Below are 18,039 nucleotides of genomic sequence, written 5' to 3'. Positions count from 1 at the left end.
CGATGCAGGTCGCACTCCGCGATGTCCACGACAGCGACCTGCCGGTCTTCTTCCGGCAGCTCAACGACCCCGAGGCCCTGCACATGGCGGCCTTCACCCCACGGGATCCGGCCGACTGGGACGCCTTCGAGGCCCGGTGGAAACAGCAGAGGTCGTCGGCCGACGTGGTGGCGCGGACGGTTCTCGTCGATGGTGACGTGGTGGGCAACGCGGCCGTGTACGGGGAGCCGGGCGAGCGCGAGGTCACGTACTGGATCGACCGCACGCACTGGGGCCGGGGCATCGCCACCGCCGCTCTGGGCGCGCTGCTGGCCGAGGTGCAGGAACGCCCGCTGTACGCCCGCGCCGCCGCCGACAACGAGGGTTCCCTGCGGGTGTTGACGAAGTGCGGCTTCCGCGCGTCCGCCCGGGCCACGGGATACGCGAACGCCCGCGGCGAGGAGATCGACGAGGTCGTGCTGACGCTGGACGCCTGAACGCGGGCGGTGGCCGGCTTCATGAACACCCGATGAGAAATCCGCCGGAAGGGAACGTTCCGTCCGCTTCCGCTCGTCCTTCTGAGCGGGATGAACAAAACGATCAGGCGCGCCTCCGTCTTCACGCTGCTGCTCGTGTTCGCTCTGTTGATCAGGGCGACCTGGGTGCAGTTCTACGACGGCACGGCGCTCGCGGACGACAAGGACAACCGGCGCAACGCGATCGAGCTGTACAGCGAACCGCTCGGCGACATCGTCGTGGGCGGAAAGTCGGTCACCGGCTCGGCGCCCACCACCGGCAGCGACCTCAAGTACAAGCGAACGTACACGGACGGCGAGCTGTACTCGGCCGTCACGGGCTACAGCTCACAGGTGTACGGAGCGACGCAGTTGGAGGGCATCTACCAGAACCTGCTCGACGGAACGGACACCCGCCTGAAGACCGTGATGGACACGGTCACCGGCAAGCGCGCCGAGCCGGGCAACGTGATCACGACGATCGACCCTTCGGTGCAGAAGGCGGCGTACGACGCGCTCGGTGACAACAAGGGCGCCGCCGTGGCGATCGACCCGGCCACGGGCAAGATCCTCGCGGTCGTCTCCACCCCGTCGTACGACCCGTCGGCGCTCGCCACGGGGACCGGCGACGCGTGGACGCGGCTGACCAAGGATCCGGAGAAACCGATGACGAACCGGGCGCTGCGCCAGCCGCTGCCGCCGGGCTCGACGTTCAAGCTGGTCGTCGCGGCGGCCGCGCTGGAGGACGGGCTGTACTCCTCGGTGGACGAGAAGACGGACAGCCCGGACCCGTATCAGCTGCCGCTCTCCAACAGGGTGCTCTCGAACGAGAACCCGTCGGCGCCCTGCGAGAACGCCTCGATCCGGGTCGCCCTGCGGTACTCCTGCAACAACGTCTTCGCGAAGATGGCCGTCGACCTGGGCCAGGACAAGGTCCGGGCGCAGGCGGAGAAGTTCGGGTTCGACGACGCCTCGCAGGACGTGCCGGTGCGGGCGTACGAGAGCGTGTACCCGAAGGACATGGACGAGGCGGAGACGGCCCTGACGGGCATCGGCCAGTTCGACGTGACGGCGACGCCGCTCGAGATGGCCATGGTGTCGGCGGCGATAGCCAACGACGGCAAGCTGGTCTCGCCGCACATGGTGTCGCAGATCACCGACAGCGGTGGTGACGTCCTGGAGGACTACGACGACAACACGGACACCAAGGAGATCGTCAGCTCCTCCACCGCCGAGCAGTTGCAGTCGGCGATGCAGACGGTGGTCGAGCAGGGCACCGGTACGAACGCGCAGATCTCGGGCGTGACGGTGGGCGGCAAGACCGGTACGGCCCAGCACGGCGAGAACAACAGCAAGACGCCGTACGCCTGGTTCACGTCGTACGGCAAGGCCGACGGCAAGGAGGTCGCCGTGGCGGTGATCGTGGAGCAGTCGAACGCGGCCCGGTCGGAGGTCAGCGGCAACGGGCTGGCCGCGCCGGTCGCCAGGGCCGTGATGGAAGCGGCACTGAAGAACTAGACAAGCCGGGGCAGCCTCGGCGGAGGCTGCCCCGGATCCGGTGTGTTCGCCGCAGCGCTACTTCGCGCCGAGGATCTGCTCGATCGGATCGATCGCGAAGTACACCAGGAACAGTGCCGAGGTCGCCCACAGCAGCCAGTGGATCTCCTTGGCCTTGCCGAGGACCGCCTTGATCACCACGTAGGAGAGGAAGCCGGCGCCGATGCCGTTGGTGATGGAGTAGGTGAACGGCATGACGGCGATGGTGAGGAACGCCGGGATGGCGATCTCGTACTTGTCCCAGTCGATGTTCTTGACCTGCGTCATCATCAGGAAGCCGACGGCGACCAGCGCCGGGGCGGCCGCCTGCAGCGGGACGATGGTGAGCAGCGGGGTCAGGAACAGGGCCAGGGCGAACATGCCGCCGGTGATCAGGTTGGAGAAGCCGGTGCGCGAGCCCTCGCCGACGCCGGCCGCCGACTCGATGTAGGACGTGGCGGAGGAGGACGAGGCCGCTCCGCCCGCGACCGCCGCGGCACCGTCGATGAGCAGCACCCGGCCGAGGTTCGGGACCTTGCCCTCCTCGTCGAGGAGGCCGGCCTCGGCGCTGATGCCGACGACGGTGCCCATGGTGTCGAAGAAGTCGGACAGGATCAGCGTGAAGATCAGCAGGACGACGGTGATCACGCCGACGCCGGCCACGTCGAAGGCGCCGAACAGGCTGAAGTGACCGATCAGCCCGAAGTCGGGGGTGTCGACGATCTTGTCGGGCCACGCGGGTGTGGTCAGGCCCCACGCCTTGACGTCGGCGATCGAGTTGATGATCATCGCGATGACCGTCATGGTCACGATGCTGATCAGGATGGCGCCCTTGACCTTGCGGGCGAGCAGTCCGATCGTCAGCAGCACACCGAGACAGAAGACGAGAATCGGCCACCCGGTGAGGGCGCCGGTGGCGCCGAGCTGCACCGGGACCGTGGTGCCCGCGATGTCCGGGATACGGGTGACGAAACCGGCGTCGACGAAGCCGATGAAGGCGATGAACAGACCGATGCCGACGCTGATGGCCTGTTTGAGGGCCTGCGGGATGGCGTGCATGACGGCCTCGCGCAGCCCGGTCACCACCAGGACGCAGATCAGGAGGCCTTCGAGGACGACCAGGCCCATCGCGTCGTCCCAGCTCATCAGCGGGGCGATCTGGAAGGCGACGACCGCGTTCAGGCCGAGGCCGGCGGCGAGCGCGAGGGGCAGGTTGCCGCCGACGCCCATGATGATCGTCATGACGGCGGCCACCAGGGCGGTGGCGGTGGTGAGTTGGACCGCATCCAGTTGGTCGCCGAACTTGTCCTTGGCGCTGCCGAGGATGATGGGATTCAGGACAAGGATGTAGGCCATCGTGAAGAACGTGGCGAAGCCGCCGCGTATCTCACGGGCGAAGGTGGATCCCCGCTCGGAGATCTTGAAGAACCGGTCGACACTGTTCGCCCCGGGTGGCGGGGCACTCTGCCGGTCGGCCACCTTCTGTGGTTCGGACATGGTTGTTGCTCCTTGTTGCCTGAATGATCGGTGCGCGGGTGCTGGCTGGATTGTTCCTGCGTTGAACCTGTTTCAGGTTTTCTCCGTGTTACGGAATCAGGGTCGGGGGACCATACAGCGTTCGAAGGCCCGTACGAAGCACGTGTTCGATCACTGCTACGCTTCCGGATCTCGTCCCGGCGGACGCCGGACGATCACATGTCATTCACATGACACGCACAGGGGCCCTGCGGGTGCCCGAGTCGCCGTGAGGAGAGGTCTGCCCGTGGGCACAGTCGTCGACGACGCCGCCTCCGTGGAGTTCCATGCCTTCTTCGAGCGTCACTACGCCGAACTGTCCCGCCTCGCCCATCTGCTGACCGGCGAGGCGGACGCCGCCGACGACCTGGCGGCCGACGCGTTACTGGCGCTGTGGCACCGCTGGGACCGGGTCCGCGCGGCCGACCATCCGGCGGCGTACGCCCGTGGTGTCGTGGCCAACCTGGCGCGTACCCGCATCCGCAGCGCGGTCCGCGAGCGCCGGCGCATCGCGCTGTTCTGGTCGCAGCGCGAGGAGAAGACCGAGAACCCGGACGTCGCCGGCGTGGTGGACGTTCAGGAGGCCCTGCGCAGGCTGCCGTTCCGCAAGCGGGCCTGCGTGGTGCTGCGGCACGCGTTCGACCTCTCGGAGAAGGACACCGCGCTCGCCCTCGGCGTCTCGGTCGGTACGGTGAAGAGCCAGACCTCGAAGGGGATGGCGGAGCTGCAGCGGCTGCTCGGCACGCAGACGGCACCGCTTAGAGTGCATGCGGCGATGGCGCGCACCGGTGACGCCGTGGGAAGGGACCGATGACCATGCAGCGGGACGTGCACGACGAGCTGCGCGCCCGGCTGCACGAGACGGCCGGAACGCACGAGCCCGACCGCGCCCGCATCCTGGCCCGGATCGAACGCGGCATGACCGAGCAGGCCCGCCTCGACCACCGGGCGACCCGTCCGCCGGTGTTCGGCTGGGTGCGGGTGGTCGCCGCGACCACCGCGGTCGCGGGCGTTCTCGGTGTCGGCGGCTACGCGGTGGCCTCCGCGGTGAAGGAGGACACTCCCCCGCAGAGGAACGTCGCGGTCACGGCGACACCGTCCCCCGACGCGACGAGCCGCGCGCCCGCCCCGCCCGCGGACCCGACGCCGAGCGCCCCGCAGCAGTCCCCCGAGGCAGACAGTTCGCCGGCGCGGACCCCGAGCGCCTCCGCCACCGTCGAGGCGCCCGCCGCCTCCGGCGTCGAGGACGGCCCGCTGTGGTCGGACGGCTCGGTGGACCCGCACAGCAACGAGTTCTGGGGGCAGAGCAACGTGACCCTCAAGACGAGCGGGAAACTCACCGCGCTCACCGTCCGGCTGAAGGTCAGACAGACCGGCGGGGTGACCTCGGCGGGTGCCTGGCGGTCCGCTCCCGAGGGCGACTTCACGGCGACGGTCGTCGAGCAGGACGGTTTCCTCGTCTACACCTGGGTGCTCAAGCCCGACCGTTCCCTGTTGGCGGGCGAGTGGGTGTTCGCGGGCCAGTACGACCACGACCGCGGCGGGCGGGACGCGCGGGACGACAACTACGCGATCACCGCCACCGTGGGCGGCGAACAGCGTGCGGTGGCGGGCGACTTCGCCGCGCGTGATGACGACGAGGACGACTCGTAGAAAAATCCCGAAGAGGCGGCAACCCTTTCCTCACCCCGTGGCGACCAGGAAACGCAAGGTTCCTCCCCCACGCAAGGAATGGGCATGACTGCACGAGCCGAAAAGCGCGTCCGACACCGCCGCCGGGTCACCACGAGGCGGGCCGTGATCGCCTCGACCGCCGCGTTAGGCATCACCGGCGCCGCGATCGTCACCACGTCACTGCTGTCCTCCGCCGGCGCCGCCTCGGCGTGGCCCACCGCCAAGGGCAGCAAGGCCGTGTCGTCGACCATCAAGGTGTCCGGCACGTACGACGGCAAGCTCACGAAGTTCTACGGCTCCGGCGCCCTGGGCGGCAGCGGCCAGCAGGAGGGTCAGGACCCGGTCTTCCAGCTGGCCGACGGTGCGGTCCTCAAGAACGTGATCATCGGCACCCCGGCCGCGGACGGCGTCCACTGCCTGGGCAGCTGCACCCTGCAGAACGTGTGGTGGCTGGACGTCGGCGAGGACGCCGCCACCTTCAAGGGCAAGTCCGCGTCGTCCGTGTACACCGTCCACGGCGGCGGCGCGAAGAACGGATCGGACAAGGTCCTCCAGTTCAACGGCGCGGGCAAGCTCGTCGTCAGCAAGTTCCAGGTCGAGAACTCCGGCAAGCTGGTGCGGTCCTGCGGCAACTGCTCCACGCAGTACAAGCGCACGATCATCATCAACGACGTCGACGTCACCGCGCCGATGAACTCGATCGTCGGCGTCAACGCCAACTACGGCGACACCGCCGCCCTGCGCAACGTGCGCATCCACGGCGACAGCGGCAAGAAGATCAAGACCTGTGTCCGCTTCCAGGGCAACAACACCGGCAAGGAGCCCACTCAGCTCGGTGTCGGTCCGGACGCAACGTCCTGCCGGTTCTCGGCGTCTGACATCACGTATCAGTGATCCTCTGACTCCGGGTCGTCGTTCAGACGTCCGACGGCCCGGATGCCGGTCGGCCAAGCCCCCCTTGGGCCGACCGGAAGCACTGGTCGAGCCCCCCTCGGCCGGTACGCGGAACGCCCCCGCCGGTGACGACCGGTGGGGGCGTTCATCCCTGCCGGCTCCGGCCCATCGCCGTACCGATGGCCGTCGACCCCGTGGTCAGGAACGTCGTGGCGGGCAGCGAGCCGTCCGCCTCGCGGGTGCCCTGGGCCGAGGTGGCGTCCGTCGACTTCAGCGCCGGTGTGCTGACGCCGCTGTCCCAGTTGTTCGCGGCGGAGACAATGGACGAACCCAGCTCGGACGGACCGCCCTTGTTGCTCACCGCGAGGTTCCGTGCCAGCCGCGCCTTCCCCGTGGCGAAGGAGAACCCGCTCCCGGCGTTGGCGTAGGCGGTGTTCCGGTTCAGCACGACCGCGCCGGGGTTGGAGCTCTCGGTGAAGCCGTTCGCCCTGTTGTCCCATGCCGCGCTGTCGTTGACGACGTGCGCGACCGTGACACCCCCGCCGCCCAGCTCGAACCCGTTGCCGTCGCCCTCGAATGCCGGGTCGGCCCACCGGTTCTCTCCGTTGCCGAAGGCCCACGTGTCCTCGACGGTGACCGGTGAGGAGAACTGCCACAGGTCGAGGCCGGCGTCGGAGTTGCCGTACAGCCGTGCGCCGGTGATCCTGTTCCCCGTCCCGGAGCCGAACGTCACCGCGATGCCGTCGGCGTTCTGCCCGTGCCCGGCCGGGTCGTAGTTGCCGTGACTGTCCAGGTTCTGCACGAGGTTGTCGCTCGTGCCGTCGCCGCGCAGGGTGAAGCCGGAGTCGCCGTTCCTCACGGTGACGAGGTTCTCGAAGACGCCCCCGACGGAGGAGGTGACGACCAGGCCCTGGGCCGGGGAGTTCTGGAAGGTGAGGTCCTGGACGGTCCAGTGGTCGCCGTGGATCCCGGCGAGCCAGGAGCCGTCGGCCAGCCGGGAGCCGTCGATCCGCACCTTCTCGCTGCCGTACGCCCGCAGCGTGATCCGCGCCGAACCGGTGCCGTCGGCCGTGGACTCGAGGGTGGCCGTCGGGTAGTACGTGCCGGCGCGGACCTGGATGACGGTGCCCGCGGACGCGTTCTTGACGGCCGCCTCCAGCTGGCCGGTGGTGGACACGGTGACCGTCGTCGAGGCGGCCTGGGCGCCGCCCTCGGACAGGCCGAGGTACACGCCGCCCGCGCACGCGGCGAGGGCCACCGTCGCGGCGATCGAGAGGGTCCGCGTCCTGCGGTGGCGTCCGGTGCTGGGGCGCACGGGGCGTTCCTTTCCTGGGGAATGGGGGCGAAGCGGACCGGAGGGGCCGCCCCGGCCCGCTTCTGACATCCGGTCGTCGCCCCGGCCGGAAAGGTTGCCGGGGCCTCGCGAAAACGATCGAAACTTTCGCTTCCGTCGGCCTCATCCGCACCGATTGACCAGCTGTCCCCCTCCCATGACACTCCGAAGGCGAACCGACTCCACAGAAACCCCCACACTCACACAGGATGTGTCATGCGACCCCCCAGAGGCCGTACCGCCCGCACGCTCCTGATCCCCTTCCTGGCCCTCCTCCTCTCCCTCCTCTCCCTTGTCGCCAGTCCGCCCAGCACCGCGCATTCAGGAGCACCACCCGTGAAGCAGCCCAAGTACGCCGGCTACCTCTTCGCCTACTTCACCGGCGAGGGCACCGCCGACGGCGAGCAGATCCGCTATGCCCTCAGCCGTGGCAACGACGCGCTGCACTGGCGTGAGCTGAACGCGGGCAAGCCGGTCCTCACGTCGACCATCGGCGAGAAGGGGCTGCGGGACCCGTTCGTGATCCGCTCCCCCGAGGGCGACAGGTTCTACATGATCGCCACCGACCTGAGGATGTACCGCAACAGCAGCGGCAGCTGGGACCAGGTCCAGCGGCACGGCAGCAAGTCGATCATGGTGTGGGAGTCCACGGACCTGGTCCACTGGACCGACCAGCGCCTGGTGAAGGTCTCTCCGGACAGCGCCGGTAACACCTGGGCGCCGGAGGCCTACTGGGACGACTCGCTCGGCGAGTTCGTCGTCTTCTGGGCGTCGAAGCTGTACGCCGACGACGATCCGGGCCACACGGGATCGACGTACAACAAGATGCTCTACGCGACCACGAAGGACTTCCGCACCTTCAGCGAGCCGAAGGTCTGGGACGACCCCGGCTACTCGGTCATCGACTCGACGGTCGTGAAGCACAAGGACACCTACTACCGCTACACCAAGGACGAGCGGGACCCGTCCTCCAGCTCGCCCTGCTCCAAGTTCATCACCGGGGAGAAGTCGACGAGCCTGACGGACACCTCGTACGACTTCGTCTCCGACTGCATCGGCAGCGGCTCGATCACCCGCGGCGAGGGGCCGACGGTCTTCAAGTCCAACACCGAGAAGAAGTGGTACCTGTTCATCGACGAGTACGGCGGCCGCGGCTACGTCCCCTTCGAGACCACCGACCTCGACTCGGGCAGGTGGACGATGTCCGCGAACTACCAGCTGCCCGCGAGCCCGCGGCACGGCACGGTGCTGCCGGTGACGCAAGCCGAGTACGACCGGCTCCTTGCCGCGTACCCGGCCACGCCGGCGTCGGTCGTGGACGCGACGGTGACCGGCCAGAAGGGGTACGCGGTCGTCACCGAGGCCGCGTCGAAGACCGTGCTGCCGATGGAGCCCGGCGTGGACGCGTCGCGGCTCGCCCCGAAGCTGCATGTGAGCGAGGGCGCGAGCGTGAGCCCGCGGTCCGGTACCCGCCGGGACTTCCGCAAGCCGCAGACGTACACCGTGACGGCCGCCGACGGGACGAAGCGCGCCTGGACCGTCGAGGCGGTCCGCACCCGCAGCCCGATCCTGCCGGGCCTCAACGCCGACCCCGACGTGCACTATCTGAACGGCGAGTACTGGATCTACCCGACGACGGACGGCTTCCAGGGCTGGGGCGGTACGCGGTTCACGGCGTACTCGTCGAAGGATCTCGTCCACTGGAAGGGCCACGGCGTCATCCTGGACCTCGGGCCCGACGTGACCTGGGCGGACAAGTACGCGTGGGCGCCCGCCATCGCCGAGCGCGACGGCAAGTACTACTTCTACTTCTGCGCCGAGCAGCAGATCGGCGTGGCGGTGGCCGACTCCCCCGCCGGTCCCTTCAAGGACGCGCTCGGCAAACCCCTGGTGGCCAAGGGCGGTGCGCTGAGCGGCCAGATGATCGACCCGGCCGTCTTCACGGACGACGACGGGACGTCGTATCTCTACTGGGGCAACGGACGCGGGTACGTGGTGCCGCTCAACGACGACATGGTGTCCTTCGACGCGACGAAGGTGCAGGACATCACCCCGGACAACTTCCGCGAGGGATCCTTCGTGATCAAGCGGAACGGCACGTACTACTTCATGTGGTCCGAGGACGACACCCGCAGCGAGAACTACCACGTCGCCTACGCGACCGGACCGTCCCCGCTCGGTCCGTGGACCAAGCGGGGGACGATCCTGTCCAAGCGTGCCGAGTACGGCATCCTCGGCACCGGCCACCACTCCGTGGTGAACGCCCCGGGCACCGACGACTGGTATGCCGTCTACCACCGGTTCGCCCTGAACGGCCCCGGCAGGCCGGGCGGCGACGGCATGCACCGCGAGACGACCATCGACCGCATGGAGTTCGCGGCGGACGGGACGATCAAGCCGGTGGTGCCGACGCTGGAGTCGATCAGGCCCGTGCGGTCTAACTGACGAAGTACGACGGGTTCGGCAGCTTGTACGTGCGGTCGGCGTAGCCGCCGTCGAGGTCGGAGTACTGGTCGCCGAAGTTGGCGACGATGTCGTACCCGAGGTCCTTCTCTATGTGCCGCCGGGTGCCGGACTTGTACTGCACGGTGGTGCAGGTCCAGGCGCCCGGCGTGGCGCAACCGCTCAGGTAGGACGGCGGGTTGGCCGTGTCCTTGAGGAACATGTGGCCGGCGTCGAGATTCACGTCCGCGCCGACCTTCTTCAGGTTGTCGACGGCGGCGGAGCGCTGCGCCGCGCTGAACCCCGAGACGTAGAAGACCTCGACACCCTTGGACTGCGCGTACCTGACCAGCTCGGGGCTGCCGAACACGGCCGGACGGTCGGCCTGGTTCACGTACGCGGCCCAGGTGGCGCTGTTGTAGCCGTAGTTGTACTTCTTCTCGTAGTCCAGGCTGAGCAGCAGCGTGTCGTCGATGTCGAAGACGACCGCGGGTCTCTCCCCCTTGTGCAGCGACTTGGGGACCGCCTGGTCGATCTGCTTCTTCGCGGCGACGTCGATGCGGGCGAGGTCCTTGGCGTACGGACTGTCCGCGGACGCCTGGTAGACACCGTTCGCGTCGAGGGTGGTGCCGTAGTAGGTGTCGATGTCCTTGGCCAGAAGCCCCATGTTGTAGGGCTCGTGGGTGGAGTTGGCCGTGGACTGGCCGGCGGTGGCCGCACCTGCGCCGTACAGGGCGGCACCCGTTACGGCACAGGCGGCGGTGACAGCAGCGATACGCAGTGACTTGTGCATGTGACAGGTTTCTACGCGCCGCACCATCGCGAGCACGAGACCCGTTGCCCGATCTTGACCACTTCAAGGAGCAAAAATCGGGTCGACGGCCTCGGTCGGCTCAGTTCATCGTCGCGCCGATGGTGGTCGAGCCCGTCGTCAGGAACGTCGTGGCGGGCAGGGTGCCGCTCGAACTGCGGGCGTTGTACGTGCTGCTCGCGTCCGTCGACCTGAACGCCGGGGTGGAGATCCCGGAGTCCCAGTTGTTGCCGGACGAGGCCACCGAGGAGCCCTTGTTGACGGATCCGCCGCCGTTGCTCACGGCCAGGTTCTTGCCCAGCTTGGCCGCGCCGGTGGCGAAGTAGTAGCCCCACTTGGCGTTGGCGTAGGCGGTGGTGCGGTTGATGACGATCGCGCCCTTGTTGCTGTTCTCGGTGAAGCCGTTGCCCGCGTTGTCCCAGGCGGCCGAGTTGTTGATGACGTGCGCGACGACCTCGCCGTCGCCGCCCAGCTTGTAGCCGTTGCCGTCGCCCGCGAAGGCGGAGTCGGACCAGCGGTTCTTGCCGTTGCCCATGGCCCAGGTGTGCTCGACGGTGACGGGCGAGGAGAACGACCAGAAGTCCAGGCCGTCGTCGGAGTTGTTGTAGAGGCGGGCCCCGGTGATGAGGTTGCCGGTGCCGGAGCCGAACTTCACGGCGATGCCGTCGGCGTTCTCGCCGTGGGTGGCGGCGTCGTAGTGGCCGTAACTGTCGATGTTCCTGACGGTGTTGTTGACCGTGCCGTCGCCGGTGAGCGTGAAGCCGGAGTCGCCGCCGTTGACGGTCTTGATGTTGTTCCAGTTGGTGCCGGTGCACGACTGGCAGACGACGGCGCTGTCCGGGGAGTTCTGGAAGGTCAGGTTGGAGACGTTCCAGTAGTCGGCGGTGAGCTTGAGGATCCAGCCGCCGGAGGGGAGCGACGACCCGTCGATCTTCACCGTCTCCGAGCCGTACGCGGTGAGCGTGACCGGCGCCGAGGAAGTGCCGTTGGCCGTGGACTGGAGGGTGGCGGTCGGGTAGTAGGTGCCGCCGCGGACCTGGATGACGGTGCCGGGTGTGGCGTTCTTGATGGCGTTGGACAGGTCGGTGGAGTTGCTGACGACCACGGTCGCCGCCTGTGCCTGGGTGGGGAGTAAGGCGAGGGCGGCGCCGAGGGCGAGGGCCGTGCCGAGGGTGGTCAGAGCGGTACGACGAGTCATGGAGTGCGGATCCTTTGACGTCGTGCGGATGGGGAGGGGGTCACAGGACGCGGTCCAGCCAGGTGAAGACCTCGTCCTGCATGCGGTCGACGAAGACATGGCCGAGGTCGGGCCAGGTCTTGAGGTGCAACCGCTCCTCGGCGTGGCGCGAGCGCCAGACGGCGCGCAGCTTGTCGTGGGCCACCCGTACGCCGTCGGCGGGGAAGAGGGTGTCCAGCGCGCCGCTGAAGAAGAGCATCGGCCTGGGTGCGGCGATGCCCGCCACGTCGGGGAAGTCGAGGAACCGGGGAAGCCCGGGGTGGAGCATGTAGTACGACGACTGCCCGCGCAGCGTGTTGTTGCCGGGCACCATCATTTCCTTCAGCCCGGTCATCCAGCACATGCTCGCCGCGGCGGCGAGGTGGTCGCTGAGCGCGGCGGTCTGCCAGGCGCGGTACGCGCCCATGGAGAACCCGACGGCCGCGACCCGGCGTGCGTCCACGCGGTCGAGGCCGGCCAGGAAGGCGGCGGCGCGAGCGTCCTCGCGGGCCATGAGTCCGGCGAGCGAGGAGCCGAGGTTGTAGAAGTTGGAGGCGAGGGCCTGCTGCTGCTCGTAGGTGAGGGGGCCGCGGTCGCCCCAGCCGAGCGCGTCCAGGCACAGGACGACGTAGCCGCGCCGGGCCAGTTCGTCGCCGACGAAGCGTCCGCTGAAGTACTTGTCCGCCCATGCCTGCCCGGAGGCGAGGCGGGTGTCGTCGTACCAGGGCCGGACGAGTTTCTCCTTCCCGATGTCGAACCTGGCTCCGTGGTCGTGCAGGAGCAGGACGGCGGGGAAGGGGCCGGTGCCGTGCGGGGTGAGCAGGGTGCCGCGGACGCGTTCGTACGAGGTGAGGGAGAGGGTCACCAACTCCCTGGTGTATCCCTCCCCTTGGGGGCCGGCGGTGAACTCGGGCGCGTAGGGCGTCTTGTCCTGCCGGTCGACGAGGAGGTGCTCCTCGACCTTGGAACGGGCGGCGCGGCGCCAGGACCTGAAGTCGCGGACGGGTGACGTGCCCCAGGCGAGCGGGAAGCGCAGCTCGTCCTTCAGCGCCGGGTGGAAGTCGGGGAGGTTGCCGCCGACGAGCTCGGCGGCCTGGGCCTGTCCGGGAGTGCCGCCGAGGAACGCCGCCGCCGCGGCTCCCGCCACGAAGGTCCGGCGGCCGAACAGCTCAGTCATACTGCCTCCCGGGGCCGGCGTGACGCAGGACGTGGTGCTCGACCGCCGACGGGGATCGGAGCGGCCGGTGGTCGTAGACGTCGGCGGGGTCCCAGCCGACGTCGTTCGTCAGGCCGAGGCCGTTCGCCACGGCGTTCAGGTGGGCGGGACGGCCGTTGAACCAGGAGCCGGTGTCCCGGAAGTGCTCGCCCCCGTAATCGGCGACCGCGAGGGCCGGGGTGCCGCGCGGGTACCGGAGGACGTTGCGCTCGGAGAAGATCGCGGACTCCAGGCCGGCGCCGAGCGCGTACAGGGTGTCGGCGGCCCGGCCCCGGTAGACGTTGTTGACGACGTGCACCTGTCCGAAGCGGACGCGGGGGGCGCGCTGCACGATGTCGGTGAAGAGGTTGCGGACGAAGGTGACCTTGAGGTGCCCGCGGTCCCGGTCGCCGCGCCCGTCCCCCGACCCGATGAGGATCGCCTTGTCGTGGTCGGTGAAGCGGCTGTCGGAGACGGTGACGAAGTCGGAGCCGTCCTCGATGTCGAGGAGGCCGTCGTGGCGCTGGACGTGCTCGCCGTGGAAGCCGAGGGGCGCCTCGCGGTCCGGGAAGCGGCCGTCGGTGAAGGTGCAGTGGTCGACCCAGATGTTCTTGCCGGTGATCACGGTCATCGCGTCGAAGCGGGCGTTCCAGTTGCCCTGTGTCCCGTCGTTTGGCGACCAGCTGGTGAAGTGGTCGACGGGGGCTTCGAGGTGGAGGTTGCGGACGATGATGTTCGTGCCGGTGTTGACGGTCAGGAAGACGCCGAGGAGCCGGGCGTAGCCGTCCACGCCGACCAGGGTGGTGTTGCTCGGCACGGTCAGCTGGATCTGCAGCTTCTCCTTCGTCGACCCGGTCTGCCGTAACTGGCGCTGCTGTTTGCAGTAGTCGTGGCGGGTGTCGGACCAGGCGCCGCCGTCCTCGCCGAAGCAGGACATGTACTTGGCGAGGTCGTAGCCGGGCGCGTAGTCCTGCTCGCCGAGCAGCGAACCGTCCGCCGCCTCATGGCCGTTGATGTCGCCGACGACCCGGATCACCTTGGGTGCGGCGGGGTCTCCCCCGTTGGCCAGGGCCTCCTTGAGTTCGGCGCGGGTGTGCACCGTCCAGGTGGTGCCGCCCGCCCCGCCGGTGGTGCCCGTGCCGGTGGAGGCCCAGCCGACGGGTGCGCGCTCGGCGGCGGAGGCCGTCGTCGGCACGAGCAGGAACGCGCAGGCCAGGAGGGCTGTCACGGCCCTACGCACGGGGCCGCCAGTCGCCGAGGTACGTCTGCTTGGTGTGCCGCTCGGCTTCGGACGCCGTCAGTTGCGGCCGGTTCTCCGGCACGGTGATCGCCGCGCCCGGACCGGTGTTGCGGTACTCCCGGAACCGCATGGTCTGCCAGGGATACGCCTCGCGCATGTTGGTGTACGGCGCCACCGCGTCGATCCCGGGGCCGATCCGGGTGTCCCGCACGACGAGGGAGGGCCAGGCGGTCGTCTCGTACGACGGCACCCACGGCCGTGCCAGCTTGTACGCCCCGTCCTCCGCGGCGGAGGTGATCCGGGAGCGGAGGGCGAGGATGCCGTGCGGGTTGGCACGGGCGGTGGACGGGGCGAAGACCATGCCCTTGGGCGTGAAGCTCACGTCCCGTCGCAGCGTGCGGAAGTGGCAGTCCTCGAAGACCGCGGTCGCCCGGCCGAAGACGAAGTCCACGTCGCCCTCGATGTAGCAGCGGTGGAAGTACTGCCGGTCGAAGACGTCCAGCGCGGTCGTCTCGACGAAGAGGGTGTCCTGGTGGGCCAGCAGGCGCACGTTCTCGAAGTGGGTGCGGTCGCCGTACGTGTACGCCGCCACCGCCTGCGTTCCGGTGATCTCGGGATGGTCGGCGCGCAGCCAGTCGTTGGCGAGGGTGAGGTCGCGGACGGTGAGCCCGGGGGCCGCCGAGGTGAAGGTGGCGGAGCCCGCGGTGCCGTACGTGCCCGAGCCGTCGGGTTTCTGCGTGCCGTTGGCGTTGTCGTGGACGATGACGACGTCCCGTGGGTCGCGCGTGGCACCCCGCAGGGTCAGCCCGGCCTTGTCGGCGGGGACCTTGACGACCTCGCGGTACGTCCCCGGGTGCACGACGATCGTCCAGCCGGGGCCGGTCACCGCGTCGACGGCCGCCTGAACGGAGTCTCCGGGGCGGACGTGCAGGACACGGCGGCCCACCGCCCACGCGGGACCGGCACCGGCCGCCACCAGTGTGCCGGTGATGCCCGTGAGCAGCGTGCGCCTGCGCATCAGCGCGCCCCCTTCCACGGCGTCCAGTCACCGAGGTAGGCCGCACGCGTCGCCGACCGGGCCTGTTCGTCGGTGAGCTGGGGACGGTTGGCGGGCACGGTGATCTCCGCGCCGGGCCCGGTGTTGCGGTACTCGGCGAACCGCTGGTTCTGCCACGGGAAGGCGTCCGACATGTTGGTGTAGGGCGCGACCGCGTCGATGCCCGGGCCGAGCCAGGTGTTCCGCACGGTGAGCGACGGGCGGGCGGTGGTGTCGGAGCTGGGGACCCAGGGCCGGGCCAGCTTGTAGGAGGCGTCCGGGGCCTCGCTGGTGATCCGGCTGCGGAGCACCAGGTAGCCGAGCGGGTTGGCGCCGGCCGTGGAGGGCGCGAAGACGAAGCCGTACGGGGCGCTGGTGAGGTCGGTGCGGTTCAGGGTGCGGAAGTGACAGTTCTCGTAGACCGCCGTGCCCCGGCCGAAGACGAAGTCGACGTCTCCCTCGACGTAGCAGTGCGCGTAGTACTGGCGGGCGAAGACGGACAGGGCGAAGGAGTCGGCGTACAGGGTGTCCTGGTGGCCGAGGAAACGGCAGTGGTGGAAGGCCGAGCGGTCGCCGAGCACCTTGATGGCGACGGCCTGGGTGCCGGACACCCCGGGGTGGTCGGCGCGCAGCCAGTCGTTGGCGAAGGTGATCCAGCGGGCGGTGAAGCCGTCGGTGCGGATCAGGGTGGTGGCGGAGCCGGTGGTGCCGTAGGTGCCGGAGCCGTCGGGCTTCATCGTGCCGGCCGCGTTGTCGTAGACGATGACGACGTCGCGCGGGTTCTCGCTCGCGCCGATCCAGGTCATCTCGGCGGCGGCCTCGGTGCGCTGCCCGGTGGCCGGGTCGACGACCCCGGCGGACACCGTCTCGCGGTACACGCCGGGCGCGATGACCAGGGTGTACCCGGCGGTGGTGGCGTCCCGCACGGCTGCCTGGACGGTGGTGAAGTCGCCGCGGCCCTGCTGGTCGACGTAGAGCGTCTTCGGGGTCAGGCGCGCGGCCGGGGACCCGTACCGGCCGAACGGGCGGGGCCGGGCGGCGGCCTCGGAGGGCGCGGCGGCCAGCCCGAGCGCGGCGCCCGCTCCGGCGCTCGCCATCAAGAATCCCCTTCTGGACAGGGGCAGTTGGACGTGGGGCGAGGACATGCGGGTGCTCCTTGGAGGTGCGGCTGGGCGGGGTGGTCCGGTGGGGTGCTTCCTCGCGGGCGGGGGGAGGAACAGGAGCCGGGGCGGGCGCATCCCTGATCGGGGTGCGGTGCGGTCCCGCCCCGGCCGGTTCGCGGGCGTCGGCGCGGAAGGCCGACGCCCACTTGGTCCGGTGTGCGTCAGTGCAGGCGGCCGGCGCCCGCACGGTGGCCGACGATCGCCGGGACGGCCTTCGGCGGGTCGACCTTGGTGCGCAGGGTCGGCGTCCAGCCCGCGCCCGACCGCAGGGTCTCGGCGGGGATCTCCGCGTTGTGCACGGCGATCAGGTCGGTCAGCTTGCCGTTGACGTAGTTGTTCTCGGCGGTCAGCGGCGAGTCGTTCCACCTCTTCAGGACCTTGCCGACGCTTGCACCGGCCGGCAGCGAGATCGCGTTGTGGGTGGCGTGGAGCTGTGAGGAGATGCCGACACCGAAGATGTAGTAGTCGGACTTCTGCTCGTCGGACACCACGTAGTGGTTGTTGTAGACGTCGACCTGTCCGAACCGCACCCGCGGGGAGCGCTGGAGGATCCCGTCGAAGAGGTTGTGGTGCATGGTGACCTTGAGCTTGCCGGCGTCGAGGGCGGCGGTGCCGTCGCTGTTGCCGATCAGCATGTTCTTGTCGTGGTCCTGGAAGCGGTTCCAGGACACGGTCACGTGGTTGGAGCCGCGCACGATGTCCGTCAGCCCGTCGTGCTGCTGGAAGACCTTGCCGAAGTAGGACGGCCGCTCGCTGTCGGGGTAGCGCCCGTCGGTGAACGTGTTGTGGTCGATCCACACGTGGTCGGTGCCGAAGACGACCACGGCGTCGTACTCGGAGTTCCAGTTGCCGGTGTTGTTGTCGTCGGTCGGGTCCCACTTCGGGAAGCAGTCGAGCGGGGCCTCGATGGTGAGGTTGCGCAGGATGACGTTCGAGACACCCTTGATCTGGAGGCTGCCGCCGAGGATGCCGGAGTTTCTGCCGACGCCGACGATGGTGGTGTTGCTGGGCACGTTGGCCTTGATGGCCGTGTCCTGGTTGGCGGCGGACGCGACCCGGGCGTCCTCCTGCGGACCGCTGGCGACCTTGTCGTTGCCCCAGACGGCGGGGTCGTAGTCCTTCAGGTACTGCTGGAGGTCGTAGCCGCCGGCGACGAAGGCCTCGCAGCCCTCCGAGACGGCGTCGATCATCCCCTTCACCTTGATGATCTTGGGTGCGGTGCCGCCGGCCTTCAGGGCGGCCTTGAACTCCGCCCAGGTGCTGACGGTGTAGACGTGCTCGGCGTCCGCGGCCGAACCGCCGGTCGTCCCGGCCCCCTCGGAGCCCCAGCCGTCGTTCGCCCCGAGGACCTGGCGGCCGAGGTCACGGGACCCGGACCCGGCCTGGGCGGTGGTGCCGGTGACACCGAGGACGAGCGCGGTGCAGCCGATCAGCACGGCGATCTTCTTGGTGACATGCCCATGCCATATACGTGTGTTCATGGTGCCGCT

Annotated in this window: 15 protein-coding genes; 6 read left to right on the top strand and 9 right to left on the bottom strand. The window is 69.2% G+C overall.

Annotation, left to right across the window (positions count from 1 at the left end):
• The first annotated feature begins 2 nt into the window (after positions 1–2).
• Positions 3–476, top strand: a complete 474-nt coding sequence (locus tag KUM49_RS06695; protein ID WP_217235770.1) for a GNAT family N-acetyltransferase — start codon at positions 3–5, stop codon at positions 474–476.
• A gap of 90 nt (positions 477–566) precedes the next feature.
• Positions 567–2,012 carry a penicillin-binding protein 2 gene (locus KUM49_RS06690; protein ID WP_217235769.1) on the top strand — a complete coding sequence of 482 codons (1,446 nt, stop codon included), beginning with the start codon at positions 567–569 and terminating at the stop codon, positions 2,010–2,012.
• A gap of 57 nt (positions 2,013–2,069) precedes the next feature.
• On the opposite strand, the gene KUM49_RS06685 is transcribed toward KUM49_RS06690, so the two are convergent.
• The gene (locus KUM49_RS06685; protein ID WP_217235768.1) at positions 2,070–3,527 is read right to left on the bottom strand and encodes an NCS2 family permease; all 1,458 of its coding nucleotides are present in this window, start codon (positions 3,525–3,527) and stop codon (positions 2,070–2,072) included.
• 265 nt (positions 3,528–3,792) lie between these two features.
• On the opposite strand from KUM49_RS06685, the gene KUM49_RS06680 reads away from it, so the two are divergent.
• The 3 genes from KUM49_RS06680 to KUM49_RS06670 all read left to right on the top strand — a co-directional run bounded on the left by KUM49_RS06680 (position 3,793) and on the right by KUM49_RS06670 (position 6,113).
• Entirely contained in the window at positions 3,793–4,359 is a 567-nt protein-coding gene (locus KUM49_RS06680) for a SigE family RNA polymerase sigma factor (RefSeq protein ID WP_217235767.1), read from the top strand.
• Positions 4,356–5,198 carry a hypothetical protein gene (locus KUM49_RS06675; protein WP_217235766.1) on the top strand — a complete coding sequence of 281 codons (843 nt, stop codon included), beginning with the start codon at positions 4,356–4,358 and terminating at the stop codon, positions 5,196–5,198. Before KUM49_RS06680 ends, KUM49_RS06675 begins: the two co-directional genes overlap by 4 nt.
• 84 nt (positions 5,199–5,282) lie before the next feature.
• Positions 5,283–6,113 (top strand): pectate lyase, encoded by an 831-nt coding sequence (locus KUM49_RS06670; RefSeq protein ID WP_217235765.1) that lies wholly within the window; start codon positions 5,283–5,285, stop codon positions 6,111–6,113.
• A gap of 145 nt (positions 6,114–6,258) precedes the next feature.
• Here the strand turns inward: KUM49_RS06670 and KUM49_RS06665 are convergent, their stop codons facing one another.
• Entirely contained in the window at positions 6,259–7,428 is a 1,170-nt protein-coding gene (locus KUM49_RS06665) for a right-handed parallel beta-helix repeat-containing protein (RefSeq protein WP_217235764.1), read from the bottom strand.
• 234 nt (positions 7,429–7,662) lie between these two features.
• On the opposite strand from KUM49_RS06665, the gene KUM49_RS06660 reads away from it, so the two are divergent.
• Positions 7,663–9,891: a family 43 glycosylhydrolase gene (locus KUM49_RS06660; RefSeq protein ID WP_217235763.1), complete on the top strand. Its 2,229-nt coding sequence runs from the start codon at positions 7,663–7,665 to the stop codon at positions 9,889–9,891.
• On the opposite strand, the gene KUM49_RS06655 is transcribed toward KUM49_RS06660, so the two are convergent.
• The 7 genes from KUM49_RS06655 to KUM49_RS06625 form a co-directional block, all read right to left on the bottom strand.
• The gene (locus tag KUM49_RS06655; protein ID WP_217235762.1) at positions 9,884–10,681 is read right to left on the bottom strand and encodes an HAD family acid phosphatase; all 798 of its coding nucleotides are present in this window, start codon (positions 10,679–10,681) and stop codon (positions 9,884–9,886) included. The genes KUM49_RS06660 and KUM49_RS06655 overlap by 8 nt on opposite strands.
• 100 nt (positions 10,682–10,781) lie before the next feature.
• Positions 10,782–11,897, bottom strand: a complete 1,116-nt coding sequence (locus KUM49_RS06650; RefSeq protein WP_217235761.1) for a chondroitinase-B domain-containing protein — start codon at positions 11,895–11,897, stop codon at positions 10,782–10,784.
• A gap of 40 nt (positions 11,898–11,937) precedes the next feature.
• Complete coding sequence (locus tag KUM49_RS06645) at positions 11,938–13,092, bottom strand: dienelactone hydrolase family protein (RefSeq protein ID WP_217235760.1); 1,155 nt, start codon at positions 13,090–13,092, stop codon at positions 11,938–11,940.
• Positions 13,085–14,338 (bottom strand): polysaccharide lyase family 1 protein, encoded by a 1,254-nt coding sequence (locus KUM49_RS06640; protein ID WP_217235759.1) that lies wholly within the window; start codon positions 14,336–14,338, stop codon positions 13,085–13,087. Before KUM49_RS06640 ends, KUM49_RS06645 begins: the two co-directional genes overlap by 8 nt.
• A gap of 4 nt (positions 14,339–14,342) precedes the next feature.
• Positions 14,343–15,368 (bottom strand): pectinesterase family protein, encoded by a 1,026-nt coding sequence (locus tag KUM49_RS06635; RefSeq protein ID WP_217235758.1) that lies wholly within the window; start codon positions 15,366–15,368, stop codon positions 14,343–14,345.
• Entirely contained in the window at positions 15,368–16,531 is a 1,164-nt protein-coding gene (locus tag KUM49_RS06630) for a pectinesterase family protein (RefSeq protein ID WP_217235757.1), read from the bottom strand. Before KUM49_RS06630 ends, KUM49_RS06635 begins: the two co-directional genes overlap by 1 nt.
• A gap of 179 nt (positions 16,532–16,710) precedes the next feature.
• The gene (locus KUM49_RS06625) at positions 16,711–18,030 is read right to left on the bottom strand and encodes a polysaccharide lyase family 1 protein (protein ID WP_217235756.1); all 1,320 of its coding nucleotides are present in this window, start codon (positions 18,028–18,030) and stop codon (positions 16,711–16,713) included.
• Between the last annotated feature and the right edge of the window lie 9 nt (positions 18,031–18,039).

Origin of the sequence: Streptomyces sp. AC555_RSS877 (assembly GCF_019049245.1) — a bacterium.
Classification (GTDB): Bacteria; Actinomycetota; Actinomycetes; order Streptomycetales; family Streptomycetaceae; genus Streptomyces.
The sequence above is the reverse complement of the archived record's forward strand: the minus strand, read 5'-3'. Positions and strand labels throughout refer to the sequence as shown.